The 25,018-nt window shown below is 67.9% G+C and carries 23 protein-coding genes and 3 pseudogenes; 16 read left to right on the forward strand and 10 right to left on the reverse strand.

The window, feature by feature from the left end:
* Positions 1–239 precede the first annotated feature (239 nt).
* The 4 genes from PV410_RS25070 to PV410_RS25085 form a co-directional block, all read right to left on the reverse strand.
* Positions 240–941 (reverse strand): SDR family oxidoreductase, encoded by a 702-nt coding sequence (locus tag PV410_RS25070; RefSeq protein WP_500327835.1) that lies wholly within the window; start codon positions 939–941, stop codon positions 240–242.
* Positions 942–993: 52 nt separating this feature from the next.
* Positions 994–1,602, reverse strand: a complete 609-nt coding sequence (locus PV410_RS25075; protein ID WP_500327837.1) for a DJ-1/PfpI family protein — start codon at positions 1,600–1,602, stop codon at positions 994–996.
* Between the two features lie 17 nt (positions 1,603–1,619).
* The gene (locus tag PV410_RS25080; RefSeq protein WP_500327838.1) at positions 1,620–1,895 is read right to left on the reverse strand and encodes a hypothetical protein; all 276 of its coding nucleotides are present in this window, start codon (positions 1,893–1,895) and stop codon (positions 1,620–1,622) included.
* Positions 1,896–2,289: 394 nt separating this feature from the next.
* Entirely contained in the window at positions 2,290–2,718 is a 429-nt protein-coding gene (locus tag PV410_RS25085; protein ID WP_500327839.1) for a MarR family winged helix-turn-helix transcriptional regulator, read from the reverse strand.
* Between the two features lie 87 nt (positions 2,719–2,805).
* On the opposite strand from PV410_RS25085, the gene PV410_RS25090 reads away from it, so the two are divergent.
* The 3 genes and pseudogenes from PV410_RS25090 to PV410_RS25100 all read left to right on the forward strand — a co-directional run bounded on the left by PV410_RS25090 (position 2,806) and on the right by PV410_RS25100 (position 5,961).
* On the forward strand, positions 2,806–3,888 hold the full coding sequence (locus tag PV410_RS25090; RefSeq protein WP_500327841.1) for an ABC-2 transporter permease: 1,083 nt from the start codon (positions 2,806–2,808) through the stop codon (positions 3,886–3,888).
* A gap of 355 nt (positions 3,889–4,243) precedes the next feature.
* A pseudogene (locus PV410_RS25095) lies at positions 4,244–4,548 on the forward strand (SDR family NAD(P)-dependent oxidoreductase); the annotation flags it as partial.
* A gap of 135 nt (positions 4,549–4,683) precedes the next feature.
* Positions 4,684–5,961, forward strand: coding sequence for a PP2C family protein-serine/threonine phosphatase (locus PV410_RS25100; protein WP_500327842.1), 1,278 nt, complete (start codon positions 4,684–4,686; stop codon positions 5,959–5,961).
* Positions 5,962–6,297: 336 nt separating this feature from the next.
* On the opposite strand, the gene PV410_RS25105 is transcribed toward PV410_RS25100, so the two are convergent.
* Complete coding sequence (locus tag PV410_RS25105; RefSeq protein WP_500327889.1) at positions 6,298–7,200, reverse strand: LysR family transcriptional regulator; 903 nt, start codon at positions 7,198–7,200, stop codon at positions 6,298–6,300.
* 452 nt (positions 7,201–7,652) lie between these two features.
* Between PV410_RS25105 and PV410_RS25110 the strand changes: the two genes are divergently transcribed.
* From PV410_RS25110 to PV410_RS25140, 7 genes are all read left to right on the forward strand, one after another.
* The gene (locus PV410_RS25110; RefSeq protein WP_500327890.1) at positions 7,653–8,804 is read left to right on the forward strand and encodes a CaiB/BaiF CoA transferase family protein; all 1,152 of its coding nucleotides are present in this window, start codon (positions 7,653–7,655) and stop codon (positions 8,802–8,804) included.
* Between the two features lie 25 nt (positions 8,805–8,829).
* Positions 8,830–9,594 (forward strand): crotonase/enoyl-CoA hydratase family protein, encoded by a 765-nt coding sequence (locus tag PV410_RS25115; protein WP_500327843.1) that lies wholly within the window; start codon positions 8,830–8,832, stop codon positions 9,592–9,594.
* A gap of 1 nt (position 9,595) precedes the next feature.
* Positions 9,596–10,342, forward strand: a complete 747-nt coding sequence (locus tag PV410_RS25120) for an acetoacetate decarboxylase (protein ID WP_500327844.1) — start codon at positions 9,596–9,598, stop codon at positions 10,340–10,342.
* Positions 10,339–11,289: a 3-hydroxyacyl-CoA dehydrogenase NAD-binding domain-containing protein gene (locus PV410_RS25125; RefSeq protein ID WP_500327845.1), complete on the forward strand. Its 951-nt coding sequence runs from the start codon at positions 10,339–10,341 to the stop codon at positions 11,287–11,289. Before PV410_RS25120 ends, PV410_RS25125 begins: the two co-directional genes overlap by 4 nt.
* A gap of 1 nt (position 11,290) precedes the next feature.
* Positions 11,291–12,493 (forward strand): acyl-CoA dehydrogenase family protein, encoded by a 1,203-nt coding sequence (locus PV410_RS25130; protein WP_500327846.1) that lies wholly within the window; start codon positions 11,291–11,293, stop codon positions 12,491–12,493.
* 101 nt (positions 12,494–12,594) lie between these two features.
* Positions 12,595–12,996 carry a tautomerase family protein gene (locus PV410_RS25135; RefSeq protein WP_500327847.1) on the forward strand — a complete coding sequence of 134 codons (402 nt, stop codon included), beginning with the start codon at positions 12,595–12,597 and terminating at the stop codon, positions 12,994–12,996.
* A gap of 172 nt (positions 12,997–13,168) precedes the next feature.
* Complete coding sequence (locus PV410_RS25140) at positions 13,169–14,062, forward strand: alpha/beta hydrolase (protein WP_500327849.1); 894 nt, start codon at positions 13,169–13,171, stop codon at positions 14,060–14,062.
* 457 nt (positions 14,063–14,519) lie between these two features.
* On the opposite strand, the gene PV410_RS25145 is transcribed toward PV410_RS25140, so the two are convergent.
* Entirely contained in the window at positions 14,520–15,125 is a 606-nt protein-coding gene (locus PV410_RS25145) for a TetR/AcrR family transcriptional regulator (protein WP_500327850.1), read from the reverse strand.
* 279 nt (positions 15,126–15,404) lie between these two features.
* Between PV410_RS25145 and PV410_RS25150 the strand changes: the two genes are divergently transcribed.
* Genes PV410_RS25150 through PV410_RS25160 form a run of 3 tightly spaced genes read left to right on the forward strand, consistent with a single transcriptional unit; the run spans position 15,405 to position 18,145 of the window.
* Positions 15,405–16,961: an MFS transporter gene (locus PV410_RS25150; protein ID WP_500327852.1), complete on the forward strand. Its 1,557-nt coding sequence runs from the start codon at positions 15,405–15,407 to the stop codon at positions 16,959–16,961.
* On the forward strand, positions 16,958–17,197 hold the full coding sequence (locus PV410_RS25155; RefSeq protein ID WP_500327853.1) for a hypothetical protein: 240 nt from the start codon (positions 16,958–16,960) through the stop codon (positions 17,195–17,197). The genes PV410_RS25150 and PV410_RS25155 overlap by 4 nt, the downstream gene beginning before the upstream one ends.
* Positions 17,198–17,242: 45 nt before the next feature.
* Entirely contained in the window at positions 17,243–18,145 is a 903-nt protein-coding gene (locus PV410_RS25160; protein ID WP_500327854.1) for an NmrA family NAD(P)-binding protein, read from the forward strand.
* Positions 18,146–18,202: 57 nt separating this feature from the next.
* On the opposite strand, the gene PV410_RS25165 is transcribed toward PV410_RS25160, so the two are convergent.
* Entirely contained in the window at positions 18,203–19,177 is a 975-nt protein-coding gene (locus PV410_RS25165) for a LysR family transcriptional regulator (RefSeq protein WP_500327856.1), read from the reverse strand.
* Between the two features lie 44 nt (positions 19,178–19,221).
* On the opposite strand from PV410_RS25165, the gene PV410_RS25170 reads away from it, so the two are divergent.
* Both PV410_RS25170 and PV410_RS25175 read left to right on the forward strand, forming a co-directional pair.
* Positions 19,222–19,665 carry a hypothetical protein gene (locus PV410_RS25170; RefSeq protein ID WP_500327857.1) on the forward strand — a complete coding sequence of 148 codons (444 nt, stop codon included), beginning with the start codon at positions 19,222–19,224 and terminating at the stop codon, positions 19,663–19,665.
* A 260-nt stretch (positions 19,666–19,925) separates the two neighbouring features.
* Positions 19,926–20,996 carry a zinc-dependent alcohol dehydrogenase family protein gene (locus PV410_RS25175; protein WP_500327858.1) on the forward strand — a complete coding sequence of 357 codons (1,071 nt, stop codon included), beginning with the start codon at positions 19,926–19,928 and terminating at the stop codon, positions 20,994–20,996.
* A gap of 242 nt (positions 20,997–21,238) precedes the next feature.
* Here the strand turns inward: PV410_RS25175 and PV410_RS25180 are convergent, their stop codons facing one another.
* Together PV410_RS25180 and PV410_RS25185 are read right to left on the reverse strand one after the other, a co-directional pair.
* The gene (locus tag PV410_RS25180; protein WP_500327891.1) at positions 21,239–21,820 is read right to left on the reverse strand and encodes a transposase; all 582 of its coding nucleotides are present in this window, start codon (positions 21,818–21,820) and stop codon (positions 21,239–21,241) included.
* 42 nt (positions 21,821–21,862) lie between these two features.
* Positions 21,863–22,200: pseudogene (locus PV410_RS25185) on the reverse strand (IS110 family transposase); the annotation flags it as partial.
* 651 nt (positions 22,201–22,851) lie between these two features.
* On the opposite strand from PV410_RS25185, the pseudogene PV410_RS25190 reads away from it, so the two are divergent.
* Positions 22,852–23,587: pseudogene (locus PV410_RS25190) on the forward strand (dienelactone hydrolase family protein).
* A 355-nt stretch (positions 23,588–23,942) separates the two neighbouring features.
* On the opposite strand, the gene PV410_RS25195 reads toward PV410_RS25190, so the two are convergent.
* A complete protein-coding gene (locus PV410_RS25195) occupies positions 23,943–24,953 on the reverse strand; it encodes a glycoside hydrolase family 113 protein (RefSeq protein WP_500327860.1) in 1,011 nt (336 codons plus the stop codon).
* Positions 24,954–25,018 lie beyond the last annotated feature (65 nt).

Below are 25,018 nucleotides of genomic sequence, written 5' to 3' on the forward strand. Positions count from 1 at the left end.
GTTGTGCGGTCCGTGTCCAGGGTTGCTGCGGGCCCCTTCTCTGCGGCGCAATTATCTTACGGACTTCCAACTGACACGCCGCCCATTCGCGGCGGCGGTTTCCCGGTCCGGGCCGCCGCCGCGGGCGCATGCGTCACCGAGCCTGGACGCGGCTTGGCCGGGGAACGTGCTAGCAGTGCCCAGGTTCCGGAGCCTCGAGGCCTGCGGTTGATCACGCCGGACGGTCGCGACAGGATGCGTCAGGCTGCCAACTGGGGGTACAGGGCGGCAAGGTCGTCTGCGAGCCCTGCCTTGACCTGGCGGGAGCGCTCGTCGGCCAGTACTTCGTAGGCGTCGGACTCGATTCCGTCCAGGGCCTGCTCCGCGACGCCGTGCGGCGAAGACTTCGGGGAGTCGACGTGCGCTGCCAGGTCGGTGTCGACGTAGCCGACGTGCAGGCCGGTGACGTTGATGCCGCGCGGCTGCAGCTCCAGGCGCAGCGCGTTGGTCTGTGACCACAGCGCGGCCTTGGAGGCACTGTAGGAACCGGCCAGGGCGATCCAGGACAGGACGGAGTGCACGGTGAGCAGGTGGCCGCCGCCGTTGGCCTCGATGACCGGGACGAGAGCCCTGGTCATCTGTAGGGGGCCGTAGAAGTTGGTCTCGAATTCGCGGCGGACATCGTCGACCGGGGAGGTCAGGAACGATGCCCCTATCGATCCACCGGCGTTGTTGACCAGGATGGTGACGTCCTGTGCCTGCGCCGCGACGGCGGCCACCGACGCTGGGTCGGTGACCTCCAGGGCCAGTGCGACCGCGCCGGGATGGGTGACCGTCCTGGGGTCACGGGCGGTGGCGTAGACCTTCTTGGCTCCTCGGTCGTAAAGGGACTCCACCAGGGCCCTGCCGATTCCCCGGCTGCCTCCGGTGACGAGGACGGTCGAACCTGCGATTGCGGTCATGGGTCTGCTCCCATCGTGTGTCGGACGCCGATCGGTTGTTCAGCGGGAGGAGTCAGTGCAGTGCGGCCTCGCCGGCGTGGACGGCACGCAGGGCGCGCTCGACCGTCTGCTGGTTCTCGCCGACCGGAGCCACGTAGTCGAGGACGTCGCGGGCGGCACCCTCGCCGAGGGTCCGGGTGATCACCCATGTGGCGAGGTACTGCGATGCCAAGCAGCCACCCGCAGTGGCAATGTTGCCCTCGGCGTGGAACGGCGCGTCCAGCACGGTGACGCCGGCGGCCTCAACGAAGGGCCGGGTGTTGATGTCCGTGCACGCCGGCATGTCGCCCAGCAGCCCGAGGCGTGCCAGGAACAGCGCGCCGGAGCACTGAGAACCGATCAGCTGGCGTGAGGGGTCGAGCCGCACCGTGGAGATCAGCCGGTCGTCGGCGACCACGTCGCGGGTCTTCACGCCGCTGCCGATCAACACGACGTCGGCATCGGTCACGAACTGCATCGGGCGCTGCCCGGTCACCTCGACGCCGTTCATCGACGTGACCACCGGCGTCGGCGTCGTGATGAAAGCCTCCAGGCCCTCCTTGCGGCACCGGTTGATCAACGAGGCGGCGATGAAACTGTCGAGCTCGTTGAAACCGTCGAAGGTGACAACTGCTACCTGCATCGTGGCCCCCTTGTGTGTCATCGGATGCTCAGTCTCCCTGGCGCACCGCTACGGGCTGATAGCCAATCGTCAGGTGATGGCCTGTCTGCCGGCACTGTGCCGTGCGGGTACCGGGTCGGTATGCCCTCGTCCGTCGGCTTGCTCAGGTCCCAGAGCGCCGGGTTCTGCACGGCGCGAGCACCATCGTGCTCGGCCTCATCCGTGGTGCCGGCCGGATGGTCATCGGCGCCGCGCAGGATGGCCAGAACCGAGGCGTACGTGCGGGCATTGTCCTGGCTGTCGAGGGTGGGCATGTGCCCTCCTGGGGGTCGCGCCAACCTCAGGTCGGGCGGAGCCTTGATGCATCAACCGTGTGTGCTTCTGACGGGGAACGGAATTATCGAGTCGCTCCTGCCGGTGTGACCGCAGCGGTCACAACCTCGCCATTGATCAGCTTCCGCGTGAAATGGTCGGTGCGGCCTGGACTGAGCCGATGCCCAGGAGGACGGGCTGGCCGTCCATGTCTGGGCCTGCCGGGAAGGCCGCGCCGCCGGAAGACCGTCAACCGCTTGGCGCCCGCGAGCGAGGAAGACCGGGCTGTCCTGCGCCTGGAGCGAGAACTGGCCACAGGTTCGGCTGCTGGGACTGTCCATGCGGAAGAGGCTGCCCGATCGGCGAGCACGGGCACGGGTGGCGGCGATATCTCCGTCAGTCAACGTCGGCGGCGTTGTAGCGCCGCAGGTAGACGGCCAGCTGGGCCAGGTCGCGGTCGTCCCAGTCGGTGAACCGCTCCCGGAAGGAGGAGCAGCGCTGCCGGTTGGCCTCCTTCAGCTGGTCCAGGCCCTTCTCGGACGCCTTGAGGATCTGCCTCCTGTGGTCGTCCGGGTCGGTCTCGCGCACGATCATGCCCTCCGCCTCGAGCATGGCGATCTGCCGGCTGACGGTGGACTTGTCGAGCATGAAGTGCGCCGCGAGGTCGGCGGCGTGGCAGCTGCCGTTCCGGCGCATGTGGTCGAGCATGCTGTGGGCCACCAGTGTCAGCTCCTGGTGGAGCTGGACGGCCTTGTGCCGGGCGCGGCGGGCGAATGCGGTCAGTTCTTGCTGAATGACGTCCGTCGACGTCTCACGGTCGGGCATGGCGGGGCACTCCCTTCTTCGCTGGTTGCAACATGCAACCTAATTCATATGTACGTTACAACTACCCAGTGAAGGAGGGCACACGTAATGAGCACCCACCGTCTGGCCGGAAGGCGGCCGACAGCGACCAGCACATCCCGCACCGTCCGCCATGTGGTGGTCCTCCTGATCACCCCGCTGCTGATGTGCCTGGGCATGGGGCTGGCTTACCTCGGAGCCTTCCACGCACCGCATGCGCAGGGCCTGAAGGTCGCCGTCATCGGCACCTCGCCACGGGTGCAGCTGCTGGCCCAGACGATCAAAGACAAGGCCGGTGATGCGCTGGACGTCACCACCGAGCCCGACCGGGCCGCGGCTCATCGCCGGATCATGGACCGGGACCTGGTCGGCGCCTACGTGCCCAGCGTCAAGCACCCCGAACTGCTGGTCGCCAAGGCCAACTCCGACACCTCCGCCACCGCCGCGGAGATCGTGTTCACGACCGTGGCCGGCAGGCACGACGCGCCCCTGCACGTCACCGACCTGTCCCGGCTCTCCAGCGGCGACCTGACCGGCCAGGGCCTGTTCTTCCTGCTGGTCGCACTGACCATCGGCTCCAACGCCGGCGTCGCCGCCATCAGCGCCGCCGGTGCCGTGCGCATGGGGACCCGGGCGGTCATCGGCGTGGTCACCGCGCTGGTGATGAGCGTCATAGCGGTGGTGCTGGCCGGGCCGGTCTTCCACATCGTCGACCACAACCTGCCCGGGGTGTGGGTCATGGCCTGGCTCTACTCGGCCGGCATCCTCACCATCGGCATCGCCCTTCACACCTTCCTCGGGCGCTGGACGACGGCGGTCCAGATGGTGCTGTTCGTGATGCTGAACTTCACCAGCTCCGGCGGCATCCTCCAGCCCGCGCTGCAGAACGGCTTCTTCGGCGCGCTGCACGCCTTCTGGAATGGCGCCGGCTTCGTGGAGGGCGCACGCAGCCTGCTGTACTTCGACTCGACGGGCTTCGGCGGCCGCATCCTGTCCCTGGTGCTCTGGCTGGCCGCGGGAGCGCTGCTGACGACTGCCGCCACGGTCGCCGAGCACCGCGCCGCCCCCGACCTGGCCTCGCCGGCGAAGCGGCAGCGGGACACCGAAAAGGAGACGGCCGAGGTGGACCTGGGTGAAACCGTCGCCGCCTGAGGAGAGCTGCAGAGCCCAGGTCCGCCGGGTCGGTGGTCGGGACGGTCGGATGGGCGACAACGTCGTTCCCGACTGCCGGCAGGTGTGCTGGCCGACCCTGTGCGAGCGAACCGATAAGGTCACAGCACTAGACGCAACTCTGGGTCCGGTGAGCCCGTCCGGTAGTGCGATTTCTGCCCATATGGTCTTGCCGTCGTGCCGTTGCCGGGTGCCCCAAGTCCCAGCCTTCCAGTCGGGACGAGGCGAGGTCGCGGGCGCCGGCGACCTCGGCCCTCCGTGAGGTCCCATGCGGCGGCATGGGTGCGTCGAGCTCGCGGGCGCGGGCGTCGCGGGGAGGTCGTGGCCACCCGCCTCTACCTGGATCGCTCTTGCGGGTTCCTACAGCGCCTCCAAGGCCGCGCTGTTCTCCCAGACCAACTCGCTGCGCCTGGAGCTGAAGCCACGCGGCATCGACGTGACCGGGCTGCACGTCGGTTACGTCGAAGCCGACCTGGCCGCGCGCGTCAACTCCCCGAAGACGTCACCCGAAAACGCCGCCGGGCAGGCCCTGGACGCAATCGAAGCCGGCGCCTACGAAGTGCTGGTCGACGAGCGCTCCCGCCATGTCAAGGCAGGCCTGGCAGCCCATCCCGCGGCTTGTACCCGCAGCTGGCTCTCTGAGGAACGAGGGCAAAGTCATCTGGGGCCGTTCGTGGAAGAGCGGTGCCATCTGGCCGGACCGGTGGAAAGGCGTCGGGTCCGCCGGCGTTTTATCGTCGTCGTGTAGGAGTTTCCTCACCGAACGAGGTCGGTGAGATGGACACCGTGGATGGGGCATCCGCCGCCGGCACCCCGGCCCTCACTGGAGGTCCGGCGGCGTTCGTGGTGGACGCCGCGGGGCTGGTGTCCAGGTGGAGTCCGGCGGCCGAGCGTCTTTTGGGCTACGCGACGGCCGACGTCGTAGGCAGACCGGTGAGTGAGCTGTGCCCGGTGCTTCCGTGGGACTGCCTCCAGCAGATGTTGCTGGCCACGGGCACCGCCAGCACTCCTTGGCTCTCCACCGTCCTCATGCATCGGCACGGTCGTGCTGTGCCGGTCGCTCTCATGGCCTGTTCCGTGACGTCCGTCCTACCGGGCAGCAAGCGAACGGTGATCTTGGCATCCGCCGGTCCGCTACCGGAGATCTCCGAAAACGAGGCGGTGCGGAGCTGGCTCGACCACCACGAGCACCTTGCAGCGGTTGACCTGAGAAGGCGTATGGAGACCGTTGCCGCACCGGACCACAGCGCGGCTGAGATCACCCGGTCGTACCTGCCCGCCCGTAGTGGGACGGGGGTGAACGGCTCATGGATCGATGTGGTCCCTCTGTCCGGCATGCGTGTCGCCTTCAGCGTCGGTGACGTCTCGGTCTCCGGCGTGCAGGCCACCGTCTGCATCGGGCTGATCGGCGCAGCCGTTCGGGCGCTGTCGGAACTCGATCTCGCGCCCGAGGAAGTACTGGCCCGGTTGGATGACATCGTCTCGCGCTATGCCGCGGGCAGACACAACGAGTGGTCCGTGTGGTTTGTGGAACGACTGGTCGGCGCGACGTTCCTCTACGCCGTGTGGGACCCGGTCGGGCGCCGCTGCGTCGTGGCCAGTGCCGGCCACCCCCCACCCGCAGTCGCCGACCGAAATGGACTCGTCCACGTCCTCGATGCGCCCGGCAACAGGCCCTTGGGCATGGGCGAGCCGGTCTTCGAACCACTGAACCTCGAGCTCGCCGAAGGCAGCACTCTGCTCTTCTACACGGGCAGTCTGGTGCGCGCATGCGGCACGAACGATGGTGTGCCCCGCCTACTGCGCACGGCCATGCAGCGCAGCGGGCCATCGGTCGAGGACGTCTGCCGGGAACCGCGGACATCGCGGCGCCGCTCCTGGCGGCCGAGGACGACCTGTCGCTCCTTGTCGTTCGGACGCGTGCGCTCAGCGGCAACCAGGTGGTCACCTGGAAGCTGCCATGCGACCCTGCCGCCGTCGCCGACGCCCGCTCCCAGGTCATATGGCAACTCGAACAGTGGGGCCTTGGTCCCCTTGGCTTCGCCACGGAGCTGATCGCGAGCGAGCTGGTCACCAACGCCATCCGCTGACGGCCGAGAGCCGATCCGGCTGCGGCTGATACACGACCGGACCCTGATCTGCGAGGTGTGCGACGGCAGCAGTACCTCTCCGCACATCCGCCGGGCGAACACCACCGATGAGGGAGGGCGCGGCCTGTTCCTCGTGGCTGAATGCTCGCAGCGCTGGGGGGTGCGCTACACCGGCCAGGGCAAGACCATCTGGGCCGAACAGGCGCTTATGGCTGAAGCCACTGCGGACCTTCCGCAGTAGCCGGGCATCCTCAAGGGGCGGCTAGGTGTACGTAGGAGCGTTGCGGACTGGGCGTCCGGCTCAAACGTGGAGCGGGTCGGCAAAAACCTCACGGGCGGCTTCGACGAGTTTGTCGAGGTCCCCTACAGCGGCCCGGTCGCGCCGCCAGATCAGGGCGGTCTCCAGCCGGGGCTCGAAATCCGCAAACGGCAAGACCCTCGTGTTCTCCATCGCATAGCCGTGCATGGGGCTTTCCGCGTGAAGTATGGAAAAGTAGAAGGCCATCCCTCCGGATACCACTTCGGCGATTCCGTCGTAGCCGGTGTCGGTGAGCTTGATACGTTTCCTGACCCCTCGTTCCGCCATTTCCCGGTCGAGCAGTTCGAAATAGGTGGGCCTGATCTCCCTGGGGGAGACGACGAAGGAAAGATCGCTCAGGTCGGCAAGGGCCACGCAGTCCCTCCCCGCGAACCGGTCGGCGGGCACCACCGCTCCCAGCTGTTCCGACAGGACGGGCAGGACGTCCAGTACGGGGTCGTTGATCGGCAGCCGGGCCAGCGCCAGCGCGAGTCTGCTCTCGCACACGCCGGCGATCAGTGCCTTGGAGCTGCCCGGCCAGGTGAGGAGTTCGCACCACTCCCCGACACGCTCGGCGAGCGTGGTGACCTGTTCCCTGATCCGCGGGTGCACCCCTGGAGGGATGCCAACGAACATGGTGCTGCGCACCACCCCGGACGCCTCACGGAGCCGCCAGGGAATGGAATTGACCCGCTCCAGAACGTCCCGAGCGATCGGCAGCAGCGCCTCGCCGGCCGGCGTGAGGGTGACGTGGTGCGTGCTGCGGTCGAAGAGCCGCTGGTCGAGCTCTCGCTCCAGGTCCCTGATCCGCTGACTCAGCGGCGAGGTGGCCATGTGCATGCGACGGGCCGCCGCCGAGAAGTTCAACTCCTCCGCAACAGCAACAAAGTATCGCAAATGGAACATTTCCACTCCAACACATTATCCCTGATCCACGGGTCGGAGCCTGCACGTGAGCAAGTCGCTCCGACTGTGCGATGCCCCAGGGCCGGACTCGCCCGCTCACATCGGCCCGGCCGCGGCCGGGCCAGTCGGTTGGTTCACCGGCACAGGCTCCAAACTGAATTCGAAGAAAGCGAGGATTAAAACGAGGATCAGGCGGCACCATTGCGCCCAAAAGTTTCGAGGCGGCGCTGGCCACCGGAAGAACGGCCTGATCGCGTGGTGAAAAGATTTTTTGCGCGGCACACGCTGGTGCAGGGCCCGTACCGACCACTTCGCAGCCGAAGGGCCTGCATCGGTGTGACCGCTGCGGTCACACCGATGTCAGCAATACGATAATTCCGTTGCCAGCAATGTGCGCTTAGCGTTTCTTTCGTATCCGACAAAAGCAGCGAAAGGACGCGACCGTGGCGGAAATGCACTCCCCCGGACCGCTCGATGGGGTGCGGGTGATCGACCTCTCGACCGTGGTCATGGGCCCGTATGCGGCCCAGATCCTGGGAGATCTGGGTGCCGATGTCATCAAGATCGAGTCACCCTCGGACTCCCTTCACGTGGGTGAGTACCGCAACACGCCGGGCATGACCCCGCTGCACCTCAATGTCAACCGCAACAAGCGGAGCGTGGCCCTGGATTTGAAGGACGAGGCCGAGCACGCCCAGGCCTTGGAGCTGATCCACACCGCCGACGTACTGATCACCAACATGCGCCCCCGCGCGCTCGCCCGTCTGGGCCTGACCTACGACGACCTCGCCGCCGACAACCCGGGCCTGGTCTACGCGCACGCCGCCGGCTTCCGCGGCGACTCCGACCGGGCGGACGCCGCCGCCTACGACGAGACCGTGCAGGCCGCCTCCGGACTGGTCGACATCGCCAACCGCGCCCTGGGCACGCCGCTCTACCTGCCGTCCATCCTCGCCGACAAGGTCTCCGGCCTGACCATCGCCTACAGCGTGCTCGCCGCCCTGGTACACCGGAACAGGACCGGGCGCGGCCAGCAGATCGAGATCCCGATGGCCGACACGCTGATCACGTTCAACCTGGTCGAGCACCTCGCCGGGCACACCTTCGACCCGGCGACAGGTCCCACCGGCTACCCGCGGTCGCTGTCGCAGCACCACAAGGCGCGGCGGACCAAGGACGGCCTGGCCGCCGTGATCCCGTACACGCCGCAGAACTACCGCGACTTCTTCCATGCCGCCGGCCGTCCCGACCTGGCCGCCGACCCCAGGGTCAACGGCCCCGTCCTCAACATCGCCGACGCCGACGACCTGTCCGACCTGGTCGACCAATGCGCGCCCGCGCTGACCACGGCCGAGTGGACCGAGGTGTGCACCAAGCACAGCATCCCGATGGGGCCGGTGCTGGAGCTGGACCACTCGCACGAGGACCCCTACGTCCGCGAGGGCCACTTGCTGGAGACGGTCGAGCACCCGACCGAGGGCCCAGTACGCACGATCGGGATCCCCGTGAGGTTCTCCGCCACGCCCGGCTCGATCCGCCGTCTGGCACCGGTTCCCGGCCAGGACACCGCTGAGGTCCTCGCCGAGTTGACGGACGCCGGCTGAGCCGCGCGGAGCAGTGGGAGAAATCATGAACAGCGAAGTGCGCGTCCAGCGGATCTGCTCGACGCTCCTGATCACGATCGACCGCCCGCAGGCACGCAACGCGGTGAACTCCGCGGTCGCCGCCGGCCTGACCGCCGCGCTCGACGAACTGGAGAGCGACAGCACCCTGCGGGCCGGTGTCCTCACCGGAGCGAAGGGCACCTTCAGCGCCGGCATGGACCTCAAGGCCGCCCTGAACGGCGACTTGCCCGTGATCCCGGGCCGCGGATTCGGCGGCCTGACCGAAGCCGAACTGACCAAGCCGCTGATCGCCGCCGTGGAGGGCTTCGCCCTGGGCGGCGGCTTCGAGCTCGCCCTGGGGTGCGACCTCATCGTCGCCGCCGAGGACGCGACGCTCGGCCTGCCCGAGGTCAAACGCGGTCTGATCGCCGCGGGCGGCGGCGTGATCAGGCTGCCCCGGCGCATCCCGTACCACCTCGCCATGGAGTTCCTGCTCACCGGTGAGCCCGTCAGCGGTCGCCGCGCCGGGGAACTGGGCCTGGCCAACCGGGTCACCGCGCCCGGCGAGGCCGTGGCCACCGCCCTGAAACTCGCCGAGCAGCTCGCGCACAACGCGCCGCTCGCACTAGCCGCGGTGAAGAACCTTCTGCGGCACGCCGACGGCACACCCGAGACCGACGCCTTCGCCGCGCAGCGCGAGGCGCAGGACAACTTGATGGCCTCGGCCGACGTCCGCGAAGGCATGACCGCCTTCGCCGAACGCCGCGCACCGCGGTGGACGGGGAAGTGACATGCGGATCCCCGACGTACGCCGCCACGCGACCACCCCGCTGACCAGCCCGGCGTTCCCACCCGTGACACCGCGGTTCACCGACCGTGAATACCTCAGCGTCGTCTACCGCACCGACCCCGACGTGCTGCGCGCCGTCGTCCCCGAGCCCCTGCGCATCGAGGAGCCACTGGTCCGGTTCGAGATCATGAAGATGAACGACGTCACCGGGTACGGCCCTTACACCGAGGGCGGCCAGGCAATCCAGGTCAGCTTCGAGGACGAGCGGGGCGAGTACCTGCACGCGATGTACCTCGACAACTTCCCGGCGACAGCGGCCGGACGCGAGATCGGCGCCTACCCGAAAGTCATGGGCGCACCGAAGCTGTACGCCGACCACGACACCCTGGTCGGCACCCTCGACTACGGCACACTGCGGGTGGCCACCGCGACCATGGGCTACAAGCACCACCCGCTCGACCCACGCGAAGCCCGGGCGCAGATCACGGTGCCGACCTTCATGCTCAAGACCATCCCGGGATACGACGGCACCCCGCGCATCCAGGAACTGGTCCGCACCCAGATCACCGACGTCGTCGTCAAAGCCGCCTACACCGGCCCCGCGCGGCTGCAGTTGTTCCAGCACGTGCTTGCGCCGCTGGCCGACCTGCCCGTCCTGGAGATCGTCTCGGCGAGCCACATCCTCACCGACCTGACCCTCGCGCCGGTCACACCGGTCTTCGACTACCTCCAGGCAGGCACACCATGACCCACCCCTTCCGCACCGCCGCCGTGATCGGCGCCGGCACCATCGGGCTGTCCTGGACCGCGCTGTTCGCCGCCCACGGCCTGACCGTCCGGGTCAGCGACCCGCGCCCCGACCTCGCCGAGGCCGTCGACACCGCGCTGGCACAGTTCACCCCGCACCTGGCCGCCCTGGGCCTCGACGTCGGCGCCCTGGCCGGCCGGGTACACCTCGCCGGCGACGTCACCGAAGCCGTCCACGACGCCGACGTCGTCCAGGAGAACGGCCCCGAGAACCTCGACTTCAAGAAGCGGCTGTTCGCCCGACTGGTGAAGGAGGCCCCCTGGCACGCGCTGCTGCTGAGCTCGTCCTCCGCGATCCCCGCGACCGCCTTCACCGGGCACCTCCAGGACGCGAGCCGGATCCTCATCGGCCACCCGTTCAACCCGCCCCACCTGATCCCGCTGGTCGAGGTCGTGCCGGGCAAGTGCACCAGCGAGGACGCCGTCCAGGACGCCGTCGACTTCTACACCTTCCTCGGCCGCACCCCCGTCGTCGAACGCAAGGAGATCCCCGGGTTCGTCGGCAACCGCCTCCAGCGCGCGGTCAGCCGCGAGGCCACCTACCTCGTCCAGCAGGGCGTCATCACCCCGGACGACCTCGACACGGTGCTGACGACCTCGCTCGGTATCCGCTGGGCCACCGTCGGCCTCTTCCTCGGCCAGCACCTCGGCGGCGGCCCGGGCGGCTACCGCCACCTGATCGAGCACATCGGCGCATCCATGGGCCACCTGGCCCCCGGACAGCCGTCGAACGACCCCGCGGACCAGGAACGCGTCGTGAAAGCCGTGGAGCAGGCTTACGGCTCCCACAGCTACGCCGACCTCGCCGGCGAACGCGACCGCAGGCAACTCGCCGTCCTGGCCGCACTGCACCGCACCGCCCAGACCAACCGCACCAAGGAGAACTGACATGGACCACGAGCTCACCGCGCTGGAAGACGATCTGGCCGCCGACTTCTACCACTACGAGGCGCTGCTCCCGGACGAGGAACGCAAGATCCTCCTCAAGGCCCGCACCCTCATGCGGGACGAGATCAAGCCCCTGGTGAACGACAACTGGGCCAAGGGCGAGTTCCCCGTCGAACTGATCGACAAGTTCCGCGGCAGCGGCCTGGCCGCACTGTCCTACGACGGCTACGGCGAGCACCAGTCGGCCGTCAGCCACCTGCTGGGCGGCATGATGGCCATGGAACTCAGCCGTACGGACTCCTCCGTCGCCACCTTCTTCGGCGTCCACAACGGACTCGCCTTCTACTCCATCCACCACGGCGGCAGCCAGGAACAACGCGACCGCTGGCTGCCGCAGATGGCCACCATGGACAAGATCGGCGCGTTCGCCCTCACCGAGCCCCTGGGCGGCTCCGACGTCGCCGGCGGGATGCGCACCACCGCCCGCCGCGAAGGCGACACCTGGGTCCTCAACGGCGCCAAGAAGTGGATCGGCAACGCCACCTTCGCCGACTACGTCGTGGTGTGGGCACGGGACGTCGACGACAACCACGTCAAGGGCTTCGTCGTCGAGAAGGGCACGCCCGGGTTCGTCCCGGAGAAGATCGAGGGCAAGATCGCACTGCGCATCGTGCAGAACGCCGAGATCACCCTCACCGACGTGCGCGTGCCCGAGACGGACCGGCTGCAGAACATCAACTCCTTCCGGGACGTCGCGGAGATCCTGCGCATGACCCGCAGCGGAGTCGCCTGGCAGTCGCTGGGCCTCATGATCGGCGCCTACGAACTGGCCCTGGACTACGCCAAGGAGCGCATCGCGTTCGGCCGCCCGATCGCCAAGTTCCAGATGGTGCAGGACCTGCTCGTCAAGAGCCTCGGCAACATCACCGCCTCCTGGGGCATGCTGGTGCAGCTCGCCCGCCTGCAGGACGCCGGCATCTTCCGCGACGAACAGTCCGCGCTCGCCAAGGGCTTCGTCTCCTCACGGATGCGCGAGGTCGTCGCCTGGAGCCGCGAGATCTTCGGCGGCAACGGCATCCTGCTCGGCTACGACATCGCCCGGTTCTTCGCCGACTCCGAAGCCCTCTACTCCTACGAGGGCACCCGCGAGATGCAGACCCTGATCGTCGGCAAGTCCATCACCGGACAGAGCGCCTTCGTCTGAAGTCCCCGGCGACCCGCGGGCGGACATGCGCCGCAGCGCCCCTCCTCGTCGCCACCGCGCCCGACCGACACAGCACCGCACCGTCCTCCAAGGAGGATCCCATGCCCGTCTTCCACGCCCACGTTCCCGCACGCCGCTACACCGCGGAGCAGAAACGCGCGCTCGCCGATGCCCTCAACCAGTCCCTGGTCCAGGGCCTCGGCATCCCCGAGGGCGACCGCTTCATCATGATCAGCGAACACGGCGAGAACGAGCTGTTCCTGGACCCGACCTTCATGGGCATGCAACGCAGCAGCGACGCCGTGATCATCACCGTACTCCTCGGCGCCCACCGCCCCCTCAAGGACAAGCGGGCCGTTGCCGCCACCATCAACAAGCTGGTGGCCGGCGCACTCGGCATTTCACCCGACGACATATTCATCGCGCTGATCCCCACCCCGAACGAGAACTTCTCCTTCGGCAGGGGCCAACTCCAACTCGCCGACACCGCGCCACGCTGGTGAACCGACAGCCGCCCAGTACGACGAACGCGCCGTCACACACGCTACCGCGCAGCCCGTGACCGCCCCTCGGCGAGCATCCAGAACCCGGCCTGCGCATTCACCGAGCGGCGTCGTTGAAGCTCATCTGATCCATCCGGGACCGAGTCCCGGCATACCAAGGAGGCCGTTGTTCATGGTCAAACGAAAGAACGTCGAGTTCGCCGCAGACCCAGGAGTCACGCTGCGCGGCTGGCTCTGCCTGCCCGACGGGCCGGGGCCGCATCCGGCGATCACCATGGCCCACGGCTATGCGGGGATCAAGGAACACGGCCTGGAACCGTTCGCGCGGGCCTTCGCCGAAGGCGGATTCGCCGTGCTGCTGCACGACCACCGCACCTTCGGGGCCAGCGAAGGTGAGCCCCGGCAGGACGTCGACCCCTGGCAGCAGATCACCGACTGGCGACGGGCCATCTCCTACCTGGAGAGCCGGCCCGAGGTCGACCCTGACCGCATCGGTCTGTGGGGCACCAGCTACGCCGGCGGCCACGCCATCGTGCTGGGCGCCACCGACCGCCGACTGCGGGCGGTGGTCGCCCAGGTGCCCACCATCAGCGGATTCGAGCAGGGGCAACGCCGCGTAGCACCGGACGCCGTCGCCGCGCTGGAAGAATCCTTCGCCGAGGACGAGCGGGCGCGTTTCCGCGGCGAGGTCCCGCGCACGCAGGCCGTCGTCAGCAGCGATCCCGCGGTCCCCGCCGCCTACCGCACACAGGAAGCCCTCGACTTCTACCTGCAGCCCGCGCCCGGCGGCATGTGGGAGAACAAGGTCACCATCCGGTCCACCCGCGCGGCCCGCACGTATGAGCCCGGAACCTGGATCACACGGGTCTCCCCCACCCCACTGCTCATGGTGATCGCCCTGAGCGACACCGTCACCGTCACCGACCTCGCCCTCGCGGCCTACGAGCGAGCACTCGAACCCAAACGGCTGCATCTGCTCCCCGGGGGCCACTTCGACCCCTACGTCGAACAGTTCGACCAGGCCAGCACCGCTGCCCTCACCTGGTTCCGCGAACACCTCGGCTGACGGAGCACGTACAGCGCGGGAATACCTGTACCCAGGAAAAATCTGGGACGTGTCCGGCCGATCGTGTGCGGGGCCAGACGGCGAGTGCGGCTGCGGTGGTAGCGCCGGGCAAGACGCAGCCACGCTTGGCATACCGGGTGGGCGCGACCTGTGCTGCTTGAGCCGGGTCATCGCTCGCTCGGTGGTGTCGCGTTTCTTGTACCGGTCTTCGTCGAAGCCGGTGGTTGTCTGGATTTTCGCTGGCTGTCGGTCCGGGATGGTGCGTCGGATGCGGCGGCATCGCAAGTCTTCGTGGATGGGTCGCTGCCGTAGGCCCTTGTCCGCTGCGAGGATCTCGGCTTCTTGCCGGGTCTGCCCGGTCCGAGTTCGGGTACGAGCAGCCTCGAAGGCGCCGGCTGCGCCAGGGACATGGTCAAGCGACGGGGCCGAACCGAAACCGGGGCGGTCGCCACCGCCGTCACTCGGCCCGAGTCGGTCCGTGCGCTTGCGGCTCGGATTGCCTGGTGCCGATCTCGGTGAGAGCGGTGTGCGCGGCTTGCAGCAGTTCTTCGGAAATCGGGTTGCCCCGGGTAGCGCGGGCGAGGAGGAGAGCGCCGACCATGGTGCATAGCTGAGCCAGTCCGTCGTCGCCGGTGGCCAGCCGTGCGGCCCGGTTCCGCACCCCGTTGATGTAGACCTGCTGGGAGCGGGCGGCCTGGTCAGGGTCACGCCCCAGATCGGGGGCAAATCCGGAGACGGGACAGCCTTCCCCGACGTGATCGCGGTGCCAGGTCGAGAGGTATTGCTCGATCAACGTCCGTCGGACGGCTTCGTACTCCCCGGCCTGATCCTCGAGCGGCACGGGCGAGTGGGCCGTCGGGTCCTCGAAGGCGTGGGCGATGGCCTCGTCCACCAGGTCATCCTTGGACGCGAACTGCTTGTAGAACGCGCCGTGGGTGAGCCCGGCTGCCTGCATCAGGTCGGCGATCCTGACCGCGGTGCCGCGCTCGCGGAACATGCGTGAGGCGATGCCCACGACGTGCTGCCGGTTCTCCTGTGCCTGCGCCCTCGATACGCGGCCCACGGGACCACCCTCCTCAGATAGTCGCATATTGTCATCTATCCTATCCCGTGTTTAGTCTGATCCCGACATCTATTTCGCCGATGAGGCCCCTCTAGGCAAGTCAGGCAGGGCTTTGCGCTGCCCCTTGCCGCCCGAGGCCGACCGCCTCCGCACGGCACTCGCGGATCCACCGACAGCACTGGAGACCCTGTGGCGTCACCGCCCACCCCCGCCGAATCCTCCTCACCCGCGCCGTCCTTGCCCCCCGCGGCGCCTGCCCAGCAGCGAAGGGTTTCCGAGGTGGTCCACCGCCGACGCTGGGGCATCCTGGCTGTGCTCGCGTTCAGCCTCCTGGTGGTGATGCTGGACAACTCGATACTCAACGTGGCGATGAAGACGATCGCCCAGCCTGCTCCCACCGGGCTGGGTTCCACCCAGAGTCAGCTCGAGTGGGCGGTCAACTCCTACACGCTGGTCTTCGCCGGGCTGCTCTTCACCGCAGGCCTGCTCGGTGACCGGCTCGGCCGCAAGAAGGTACTGCTCTTCGGCATGGCCGTGTTCGGCGTGGGATCCGTGCTGTCCGCGCTGTCGGACTCCTCCGGGCAGCTCATCACCTTCCGCGCCATGATGGGCTTCGGCGGGGCCTTCATCCTGCCCGCCACCCTGGCAATCATCATGAACGTCTTCGAGCCCGAGGAGCAGCCCAAGGCCATCGGCATATGGACCGGTGTGGTCGGGTTCGCCATCGCCGCCGGCCCCATCGCCGGCGGCGTCCTGCTGGAGCACTTCTGGTGGGGCTCAGTCTTCCTGGTCAATGTGCCGATCGTGGTCGTCGCGATGGCCGCCATGGTGGTGGTCGTCCCCGACTCCAAGGACCGAAGGCCCGGCAAGCTCGACCCTTTCGGAGTGCTGCTGTCGATCGTCGGTCTGGCCGTACTGGTCTACGGCATCATCAAGGGCGGCCAGTACGGCGACTTCACCCGGCCCGAGGCCTGGGCGACGATCCTCGGCGGCTTGGCGGTCCTCGCCGGCTTCGTGGTGTACGAGGCACGCAGCGACCATCCGGCCCTCGATGTCACCTACTTCCGCAACCGGCGGTTCTCCGCGTCGGTCGCGGCCATCGGCCTGGTCTTCTTCGCCCTGATGGGCGTCACGTTCTTCAGTGTCTTCTACAACCAGAGCGTGCGAAGCTACAGCGTCCTGCAGTCCGGACTGCTCGTCCTGCCGCTGGCCGCCTCCCAGATGTTCTTCGCCCCGCGGGCCCGGTTGGCCGTCAACCGCTTCGGAGTCCGATCCGTGTGCGCCGCCGGCCTCGTTCTGACCGCCCTGGGCTTTGGCGGCTTCCTGCTCCTCGACCAGAACACCCCTATCTGGGTACTGGAAGTGCTGTTCTTCTTCATGGGCACGGGCATGGCGCATGTGATGCCGCCCGCCACCGTCGTGATCATGTCGTCGCTACCACGGGAGAAGGCCGGCTCCGGGTCCGCGGTCAACAACACCTTCCGGCAGGTCGGCGGAGCCATGGGCGTCGCCGTGCTGGGATCGCTACTGTCCACCACCTACCGCAGCGGTATCGACGGCCACCTGAACGTACTGCCCCCCTCCGACCGGCACGCCGCAGGTGAATCCGTCCAAGCGACCCTGACCGTCGCCGAGAAACTGGGACCGGCCGGCAGGGCGCTCGTGCAGCCCGCACACGACGCCTTCAATCACGCCATGCACATCACCGCAGTAGGGGCAGCAATCGTCGCACTGGTCGGTGCGGTCGTCGTGCTGATCTTCCTGCCGCGCAAGGACGTCGCCGTGGCCGGCGGCGGTGAGAAATCCCAAAGCCAGACCGAAGGAGTCCAACGGTGACCACAAACCATCCCCGCGAGACACCGAAGGCGAGCGCCTGCCGGGAAGGCCCCCGCAGTGACGCCGCCGACACCGCCATCATCGAGACCATGCTGCGGCAGCTCAAGGAGCGCGCCACGACAGGCGAGCTCTCCATGGCGGGCATCGCCCGTAGCGCCGGCGTCGGCAAGGCCACCCGGATCAGCGCTGACACCGCCGAAGCCTATGTCTTGCTGACAGCTCCACTGCCGCTCTGATCACACCTCAACTCGAATATCCATCACTCCGAAGGAGATTGACTGATGAGTGCCAACAACCTTGTTCTTATCCCCGGCGCCGGCGGTGTGGGTCGTACGGTCTTCGAGCACTTGCGTGCTCAAGACGTGCCGGTGCGTTTCATGGTCCGCACCGAGGACGAGCGTGCGGCCGAGCTCCGCAAGCTCGGCGCGGAAGTCGTCTTCGGCGACCTGACCCGGCCCGAGACCGTAGCGGCCGCGCTGCAGGGCGTGACGCGCATGTACTTCGCGATGCGCGTGTCGCCGGACCACCTGCTGGCCGCGACCGTGGTGGCCTCCGTTGCGAAGGAGTACGGGACGCTTCAGGCCCTGGTCGGCCTGTCCCAGATGACGGTGTCACAGATGACAGCCACCAGCACCAAGGAGTCGCACCAGCAGCGGCTGCACTGGCTGGCGGAACAGGTCTTCAACTGGTCGGGGCTGCCCGTGGTGCACATCCGGCCGACGGCGTTCCTGGACACTCCGCTGTTCACCATGATGGCGGCGCGGTCAATCAAGGAGAACGGTTCGATCGCGCTGCCGTTCGGCGCCGGACGCACCTCGCCGATCGCCGTGGACGATGTCGCCCGGGTCGTCGCCACCGTGCTCCGCGACCCCGCTCCGCACATCGGGCAGGTCTATGAGCTGACCGGGCCCCGCTCCGTCGACATGACGCAGCTGACCGAGGAGTTCTCGCGGGCACTGGGACGCCAGGTGTCCTACGTGGACGTGCCCCCGGAGAAGTGGGAGGCGCAGCTCCCGAAGATGGGGATGCCGCCACACCTCGTACAGCACGTCGCCACAATGGCTCGGTTGCACCGGGACGACCGCTACAACCGCACGGCCGACGGCGTCGAGCGTGTGACGGGAACTCCAGCACAGTCGATCGAGGAGTTCGTGGCCGCCCGCAAGGACATCTACCTGGGCTGAGCAACCCCGGTCCGTGATCACGATCTACGGCTGGAGCAATGCACTTTGAGGTGCTGCTCACCCTCGCCAGAGAAACTCGTGCGCCATCGCGATCATGGCCCGTGCCGCAGCACCGGGCGGGCGCTCGGACGGAGCGGCCAGGGAAAACCGCCATTCCAGATCCGAATCCTCGACCGTCAGCGTGGCGACGTCCTGTGCCTTACCGACGGCGACGCGTGGGAGCAGCGCCACGCCCAGACCATTTTGGACGTAGGCAACGCCGGTGGTGATGTCGGTGATCTCGATGGCGACGTGATGGGGGACGCCGGCGGCGTCGAAGGCCCGGTCCGCGACGGTCCGGTTGCTGTAGCCCACGGGGAAGTCGACGAATTCCAGGCCGGCCAGTTCGGTGATCGACACAGTGGGGCGTTTTGCGAGCGGATGGCCGGCCGGTACGACGAGGTCGAGCACCGAGGTGGCGAGGTCGGTCAGCGCGAGGCCTGACGGGTGCGGCCCGGGCCCCGAGACGAAGGCGAGGTCGAGCCGACGTTCGAGGAGGGCTTCGGCCAGGCCCTGGGAGCCGGACGGGGCGGTGCTGGTCTGCAGGAACACCCGGGGATGGCGCCGGTGGTATTCACCAAGGAACACCGGAAGGTCGATGAGCCCGACCGTGGCTATCGCGCCCAGCCGCAGGGTGCCGCGCAGTCCGCCGCGGACCTCAGCCACCGAGTCCACGCCCTCCCGGACCGCGTCGAGAGCTGCGTGCGCGCGCGGGAGCAGCGCGGCACCGGCATCGGTGAGCAGCACGCGTTTGGGGGTGCGCTCCAGCAGCGGTGTGCCGAGTTCCCGCTCAAGGTTCTTGATGGTGGTGGAGACCGCCGACTGGACGACGTGCACCCGTGCCGCGGCGCGGGTGAAGTTCGCTTCCTCGGCGACCGCGACGAAGTACTCGAGCTGGCGCAGTTCCACCCTCCGAGTATCCCCCAGCCAGCCCCGAGTATCTCTCAGCGAGATGGCGGCAGTCTCTGACTTGTGTTGGACGATGCCTGTCACGTCTTGCAACTCTGTAGAAAGTTCAACCGATAAGGAGTTTGAAAATGACCTACAACACGCCACCGACGTATCTGGGCAGCGGCGACCCGGCACGGCAGCGCAAGGACTACTACCCCCCTTGGCTGGACAATCTTGCCGACGATGTGACGCTGGAAGCCGGCGTCCTCACCGGTACCGTCCACGGAGCCAAGGACGTCCTCGCCATCCTGTCCTTCGCGCGCACCCTGTACGAATTCCAGGACTTCATCTACATCGGCAAGTACGGAGAGAACGGATTCGTCGAGGACTACGCGGCAACGGTGGACGGCAGGCCGATCGCCAACATCGCCGTCGTCTACAAGAATGAAGAGGGACAGACACAGCATCTGGTGATGAACCACCGGCCGCTGCCCATGCTCCAGTACTTCTCCCGGAAGCTGGGCGAGCACTTCGCCGGGACAGAGTACGCGAAGTACTGCGCCGACCCTTCGGACGCCGATTACGCCTGAACATCACACTCATTTCCTCCACAAATGAGGAAATGCAGTCAGAATTAGGTAATTCTGGATGCTCGCTGCTGTTCTGCACGGACACGACCACAGGGGCGTGACTCGATCGCCAACCTGCAGATGCACACTCGTCGGCCCCCTGAGCCGAATCTAGGCAGCGGGCGTTCAGCGGACGCCACATTGCCCCTTGAAATTCCGGGCCGGGCTCCGAAATGCAGAAACAAAAGATCCAAAGGACTCCGAGAAACGAAAGGTCCCCCATGCCTCAATCCCTGCGCGCGCTCGTAGCCGGCAAGGTCGGCGAACCCACCGAGGTCCTGCGGCTGGAATCCCGGCCCGTTCCCACGCCGAAAGCCGGCCAGGCGTTGATCCGTGTGAAGGCGACCCCGATTCACGCCAGCGATCTGCACGTGCTGCGTGGCCGCTACGGCTTCTCCCCCGAGTTTCCGGCCGTCGGCGGTCACATGGAATGCGTGGGCCGTGTCGCAGCCCTGGGCCCGAATACCGAGGGACTGACGACCGGCGAGCGCGTGGTGGTCGCCGCGGTCCCCGCGGTACCCGGGCCTCCCGTGGCCGGCACCTGGCAGGAATACCTTGTCGCCGATACACGAAGGCTCCTGCCCATCCCCGACGATCTGAGCGACTCCAGCGCCTGTCAGCTCGCCGTCAACCCCCTGACCGCGCTGCTCCTCGTGACGCGCGAACTCAACGTGCAGCCGGGCGAATGGCTGCTGCAGACCGCCGCCGGCTCCACCGTCGGGCGACTCGTGATCCAACTGTGCAGGCATCTGGGCATTCGCACGATCAATGTCGTGCGGCGGCGCGACGCCGTTGAGGAGATCAAGGCGCTCGGTGGTGACGAGGTCATCTGCACCGAGGACGAGGACCTGGTGCAGCGGGTAGCCGAGACCGCGGGACTGGACGGCGTGCACAAGGCCATCGACTGCGTCGCGGGCCACGTGGGTGCCCAGGTGTCCCAGGCACTGGCTCCGGGCGGACAGGTCGTGGTCTACGGCGCACTCTCCACCCATCGGCAGACCGACCCGGCGGCGCTGACGATCCCGCTCCAGGCACGCTCAGTCATCTACGAGACCAAAACAGTCCGTGGCTTCTGGCTGAACCGCTGGTTCGGCACCGCCTCGCCCCAGGAGGCGCTGCGCGCACTGTCCCAGGTGCGCACTCTCGTCGCCGATGAAGTGCTGAGCATCCCCCAAGGTACGCCGTTCCCACTCGAACGCTTCACCGAAGCCATCGAGCTCGCCGAAACACCAGCACGTCGCGCCAAGCCACTCTTCATCTTCGAAGACGACCAGAGCAAGGACGACCGGTAAGTAGCCGCTAGCGCCGGTGCGTCATCAGGACGGTCCGCTGCCGGACCTCGCAGCCGTCCCCGGTTCCTGTCCACGGCCAGCGTGACAACAAAGCAGCACTCGACCACGGGCAGCCGTACGCGTTCTGCTTGGCAGGCCTCGGATACTCGCGCTTCACACGCTGCCGCGGCCCAAGAAGCCGCATGCCCGACGACTGTCCAGCGCCAGCCCGGGGACTGTACAAAGAACGGCACCTCTCTGTGTCAAGCGGGGGCGATCAGAGAGGTATCCCGGTCGCGGAGCATCGTGCGGTAGACGACATCGGCAAGTCGGCGCTTGAGGCAGCGGAGGGCTTCTTTGTGGCCTTTTCCTTCGCGGCGTTTGCGCTGGTAGTAGGCCTGCCCCGGGGTGGGGTGGCGGATCTGGGTGATGGCCATGACGTGCAGGGCGGAGTTCAGCTGCCGGTCTCCTGCTCGCGAGAGTCGGTGTCGCTTCACGTCCCCGGAGGACACCTCCAGGGGTGCCACGCCGCAGTAGGAGGCGAATGCAGCCTCCGAGCGGAAGCGGCCGACGCCTGCGTTGCGGGTAAGGATCTTCGCTGCCAACAGGTTCCCGATGCCGTGGAGCTCGGTGAGGGTGGTGCTGGTCTCGGTTACTGCTGTAGTGATCTGCTCGGTGACGGTGGTGATCCGGCGGTCCAGGCGGCGGATCTCGACGACCAGATCCGTGGCCAGGCCGCGCAGGGTGCGGGCCAGCGATGCTTTCGGCCGGATGCCCCGCAGGGCTGCGGCAGCGGTATCGGCGGTCAGCTTGCGGGGCAGGCCGGCGGGCACGAGCTTGGTCATCAACGCGTGGAGGCGGTTGACGGTCTGGGTGCGGGTCCGGACCAGGTCGTCGCGGTGCTCGGTCAGGGTGCGCAGGGCTGCGAGGCCTCGTCGATCTGGGCGGTATGGAGCCTGGTTGCGGTGTGGGCGGCGATCCCCACGGACAGGGCGTCGGCCTCGTCGCTCTTGCGACCGTGGCCGGTGGACAGCAGCCGCACCCGGCGGGCGAGCTTGGCCGGCACGTCCGTGGGCGAGATGCCATCGGCGGCCAGCCGAGAGGTCAGCGGGGCACCCAGGCCACTGGCGCCTTCAATGGCCCATATCGCCTTGGGCCACTGCCGGGCGAAGCGGAGTAGGTCGCGGTACCCGGCTCGACTGACCGGGACGCGTAAGGCGTCCATGGGCCGTAGGCGGGCGTCGACGGCGACGGCCGTCCAGGAGGCCTTGTGCGGGTCGATGGCGATGGTGACCTGGCCTGATGCGGGGTCGGCGGAGGGGCGGGGTGGCACGGTGTCTCCTTCGTGGTCGACTCCAGGTGACCGACGAGGAGGGCAGAGCAACGTTGGGCAGTGCAGACCTCTCTCGAGCCACTCCCGTCGGCGGCTGTGGCCGGGACGCACGCCGTTCGAGGGCCAGCCCGCAGGCGGCAGGTGTAACTTGAGCGACCCCTGCCACAGCCTCGGACATCATGGCTGCAGACCACGATCTCCGGCGCCGATCCAACACGTTGGGATACCTCTCTGATCGCCCCCGCTTGACACAGAGAGGTGCCGTTCAATGGACAGACCCCGCGGCCTCCACGTACCGCCAGTCCGCCGGCCGGCAAGCCGACGGGTTCGCGGATTCTCGGGGTGGAATCGCGGGGAACCGGAGGGGGACGTGGCGCCCGCTGGCGGAGTAGCCGACGGGTTGGGGGGTGATCGAGGTACGCGCCAAAGGCGGCAATGAGACGATGAGGGCTCGGCCCGCGCATTTCAGAGGGCCCGGCCGGTGTTCTGCCAGCGGCAGAACACCGGCCGGGCCGGGCTCGACGATCACTACAGTCCAGTCTCATGACGGCGATTACGACGCGTACGGTCGAGTACCCGGCGGACGGTTGACGATGATCGGGCACCTCGCACTCCCGGCCGGTGTCGACCGCCGGCCCGCGGTGCTGCTCGGACCAGAGGGCATGGGGCTCAGCGACGTCGAACGCCGCCGGGCCGATGCTCTCGCCGAGCGGGGATACGTAGCGCTGGCCTTCGACCTTCACGGCGGGCGCTATTTGGGCGACCCCGAGGAGATGCTGGCCCGTTGCATGCCGCTGCTCTCTGATCCCGACCGGATGCGGCACATCGGCCACGCGGCACTCGACGAGTTGCGCACCGAGCCCCGGACCGACCCCGACCGGATCGCCGCCATCGGCTACGGCACCGGGGCGCCATCGCGCTGGAACTCGGGCGCGACGGCGTCAACCTGCGCGCGATCGGGACAGTCAACGCGCTGACCACGGGCCGGCCGGGCGAGGCAGCGCGCATCCGCGGCCCGGTGTGGGCCGGGGTCGGATCGGAAGACCCGATCATGCCGCCCGCACAACGAAACGCGTTCACTGCCGAGATGCAGGCCGCGGGCGTCGACTGGCGCCTCGCGGTCTACGGCGGCGCCTTGCACGCCTTCCACCACCCGCCGGTCGACCACCTCACGGTCCCCGGCGTCGGCTACCACCGACAGCACGCGCAGCGAGCCTGGCGCGACGTCGTCGACCTGCTCGCCGAGTGCCTGCCCGTGACGGAGGATCTGAGGGCATGACCCAGGCAAACAGCCTGGCGCCAGGCCTGGCCCGCGTCGTGCACTGACAGTCCCCTCCCCTCAAGTCCGCACAGCAGAACCACATTCGAGTGGATGCCCGATCACAGAGAAGTGTTCGCAACTGCCGCAGTAAATAACGGATTTACGGCGACGGAGCCCCTGCCGTGATCGTCGCGATCTGCAGCGGTCCGTTCCGGCCGCCAGGGCGAGGTGTACGCATCCTCCGCGATACTCCGCGCCCGCTCCTGGTCGTAGGGGTCTGCGCCGGGTTCGGCGAATACCTCTTCCATTTGCTCGGGATCTGCGCTGCGCCGCAGTGCAGATCCCGAACCGTGGTCACCGTGCGCGGGGCCTGTCATCTCCGATACCGCTGCGCCACTGCCTCGAAGGCGGCCTTGGGTTCCCATTCCATGTCGGGGTAGGTCTGCCCCCGGCGCCCTTCGAGGAGTTTGACGATGCCCAGGCCGGCCCGGTCCAGATCGTCCCTGGGGTCGCCGTCCGGGCGGTGCGGGTAGCCGGGCAAGGCGAACAAGAACACAAACGCGCTGTCCACGCCCTCGGTCTCGAAGATCTCCAGCAGTTCGCTCAGATATGCGGCCTGGCCGGCCTCGTCGCGCTCGTATATGCCGTTCAGTCGTACAGGGGCCTTGGTCTCGGGATCGTGCTCGACCACTTCCAGCACCCGCCCACCTCGGTCTCCCGCGCCGCGGTAGGCCGCGGTGCCGAACCCGGTGATAGCGAGCGGCTTGGGACCTTGGGCCAGGGTGCGCACCGCGTCCCGGAACCGGTCGGCAACCTCGGCGGAGCGGATCAGCTCGAACGTCACCATGTCGAAGGGAGTCCAGTCGACCTGCTCGAACTGGATGGACGCGTAGGTGAGCTTGCCCTGGAACCGCTCGCGGACCGTGGCCGCGGCGTCGCGGAGGAATGCGTTGATGCGCACGCCGAGCTCACGCATCGCTTCGGCCCGCCGGTCGGGCCGGCTCATCAGCTGCTCGACCCGCTCCTCGGGGCTCTCACCGGGCAGGAACCCGCGGTTCATCACGCTCAGCTCGACCCCTGCGACGAACACGACTGTGGCCCCCTGCTGCCGGAGCCGTTCCGCTCGCTCGGCGCAGTCGCGGAAGAGCGTGAGGACCTGCTCCGGATCCAACTCCAGAGGATAGGGCGAGAACCAGACCTCCAGGCCGAGCTCGGCGGCGGCACCGGCGGCCAGCTCCAGTCGGCCCGGGTCGCCGCCGATGATCTGGACCGCGTTGCAGTGCAGGTCGTCGCGGATGATGGCGAGCTCGCGCCGGACCACCGCGAGGTCGAAGTGCTCGCGGGATGTCTGGCCATGCACGACGAATCCGGTGTCGTAGGTCATTCCTCTTGCTCGCACGGTGACGTCCTCTCTGTCGGTCTCAGTTCGGGACGAGGCTGACAGTCAAA

It is taken from the genome of Streptomyces sp. PA03-5A (assembly GCF_033792725.1).
Classification (GTDB): Bacteria; Actinomycetota; Actinomycetes; order Streptomycetales; family Streptomycetaceae; genus Actinacidiphila.

Coding starts and splice junctions, on each gene's coding strand:
- PV410_RS25070 (WP_500327835.1), bottom strand. CDS start 941: ATGACCGCAATCGCAGGTTCGACCGTCCTCGTCACCGGAGGCAGCCGG.
- PV410_RS25075 (WP_500327837.1), bottom strand. CDS start 1,602: ATGCAGGTAGCAGTTGTCACCTTCGACGGTTTCAACGAGCTCGACAGT.
- PV410_RS25080 (WP_500327838.1), bottom strand. CDS start 1,895: ATGCCCACCCTCGACAGCCAGGACAATGCCCGCACGTACGCCTCGGTT.
- PV410_RS25085 (WP_500327839.1), bottom strand. CDS start 2,718: ATGCCCGACCGTGAGACGTCGACGGACGTCATTCAGCAAGAACTGACC.
- PV410_RS25090 (WP_500327841.1), top strand. CDS start 2,806: ATGAGCACCCACCGTCTGGCCGGAAGGCGGCCGACAGCGACCAGCACA.
- PV410_RS25100 (WP_500327842.1), top strand. CDS start 4,684: ATGGACACCGTGGATGGGGCATCCGCCGCCGGCACCCCGGCCCTCACT.
- PV410_RS25105 (WP_500327889.1), bottom strand. CDS start 7,200: ATGTTCCATTTGCGATACTTTGTTGCTGTTGCGGAGGAGTTGAACTTC.
- PV410_RS25110 (WP_500327890.1), top strand. CDS start 7,653: ATGCACTCCCCCGGACCGCTCGATGGGGTGCGGGTGATCGACCTCTCG.
- PV410_RS25115 (WP_500327843.1), top strand. CDS start 8,830: ATGAACAGCGAAGTGCGCGTCCAGCGGATCTGCTCGACGCTCCTGATC.
- PV410_RS25120 (WP_500327844.1), top strand. CDS start 9,596: ATGCGGATCCCCGACGTACGCCGCCACGCGACCACCCCGCTGACCAGC.
- PV410_RS25125 (WP_500327845.1), top strand. CDS start 10,339: ATGACCCACCCCTTCCGCACCGCCGCCGTGATCGGCGCCGGCACCATC.
- PV410_RS25130 (WP_500327846.1), top strand. CDS start 11,291: ATGGACCACGAGCTCACCGCGCTGGAAGACGATCTGGCCGCCGACTTC.
- PV410_RS25135 (WP_500327847.1), top strand. CDS start 12,595: ATGCCCGTCTTCCACGCCCACGTTCCCGCACGCCGCTACACCGCGGAG.
- PV410_RS25140 (WP_500327849.1), top strand. CDS start 13,169: ATGGTCAAACGAAAGAACGTCGAGTTCGCCGCAGACCCAGGAGTCACG.
- PV410_RS25160 (WP_500327854.1), top strand. CDS start 17,243: ATGAGTGCCAACAACCTTGTTCTTATCCCCGGCGCCGGCGGTGTGGGT.
- PV410_RS25170 (WP_500327857.1), top strand. CDS start 19,222: ATGACCTACAACACGCCACCGACGTATCTGGGCAGCGGCGACCCGGCA.
- PV410_RS25175 (WP_500327858.1), top strand. CDS start 19,926: ATGCCTCAATCCCTGCGCGCGCTCGTAGCCGGCAAGGTCGGCGAACCC.
- PV410_RS25180 (WP_500327891.1), bottom strand. CDS start 21,820: ATGACCAAGCTCGTGCCCGCCGGCCTGCCCCGCAAGCTGACCGCCGAT.
- PV410_RS25195 (WP_500327860.1), bottom strand. CDS start 24,953: ATGACCTACGACACCGGATTCGTCGTGCATGGCCAGACATCCCGCGAG.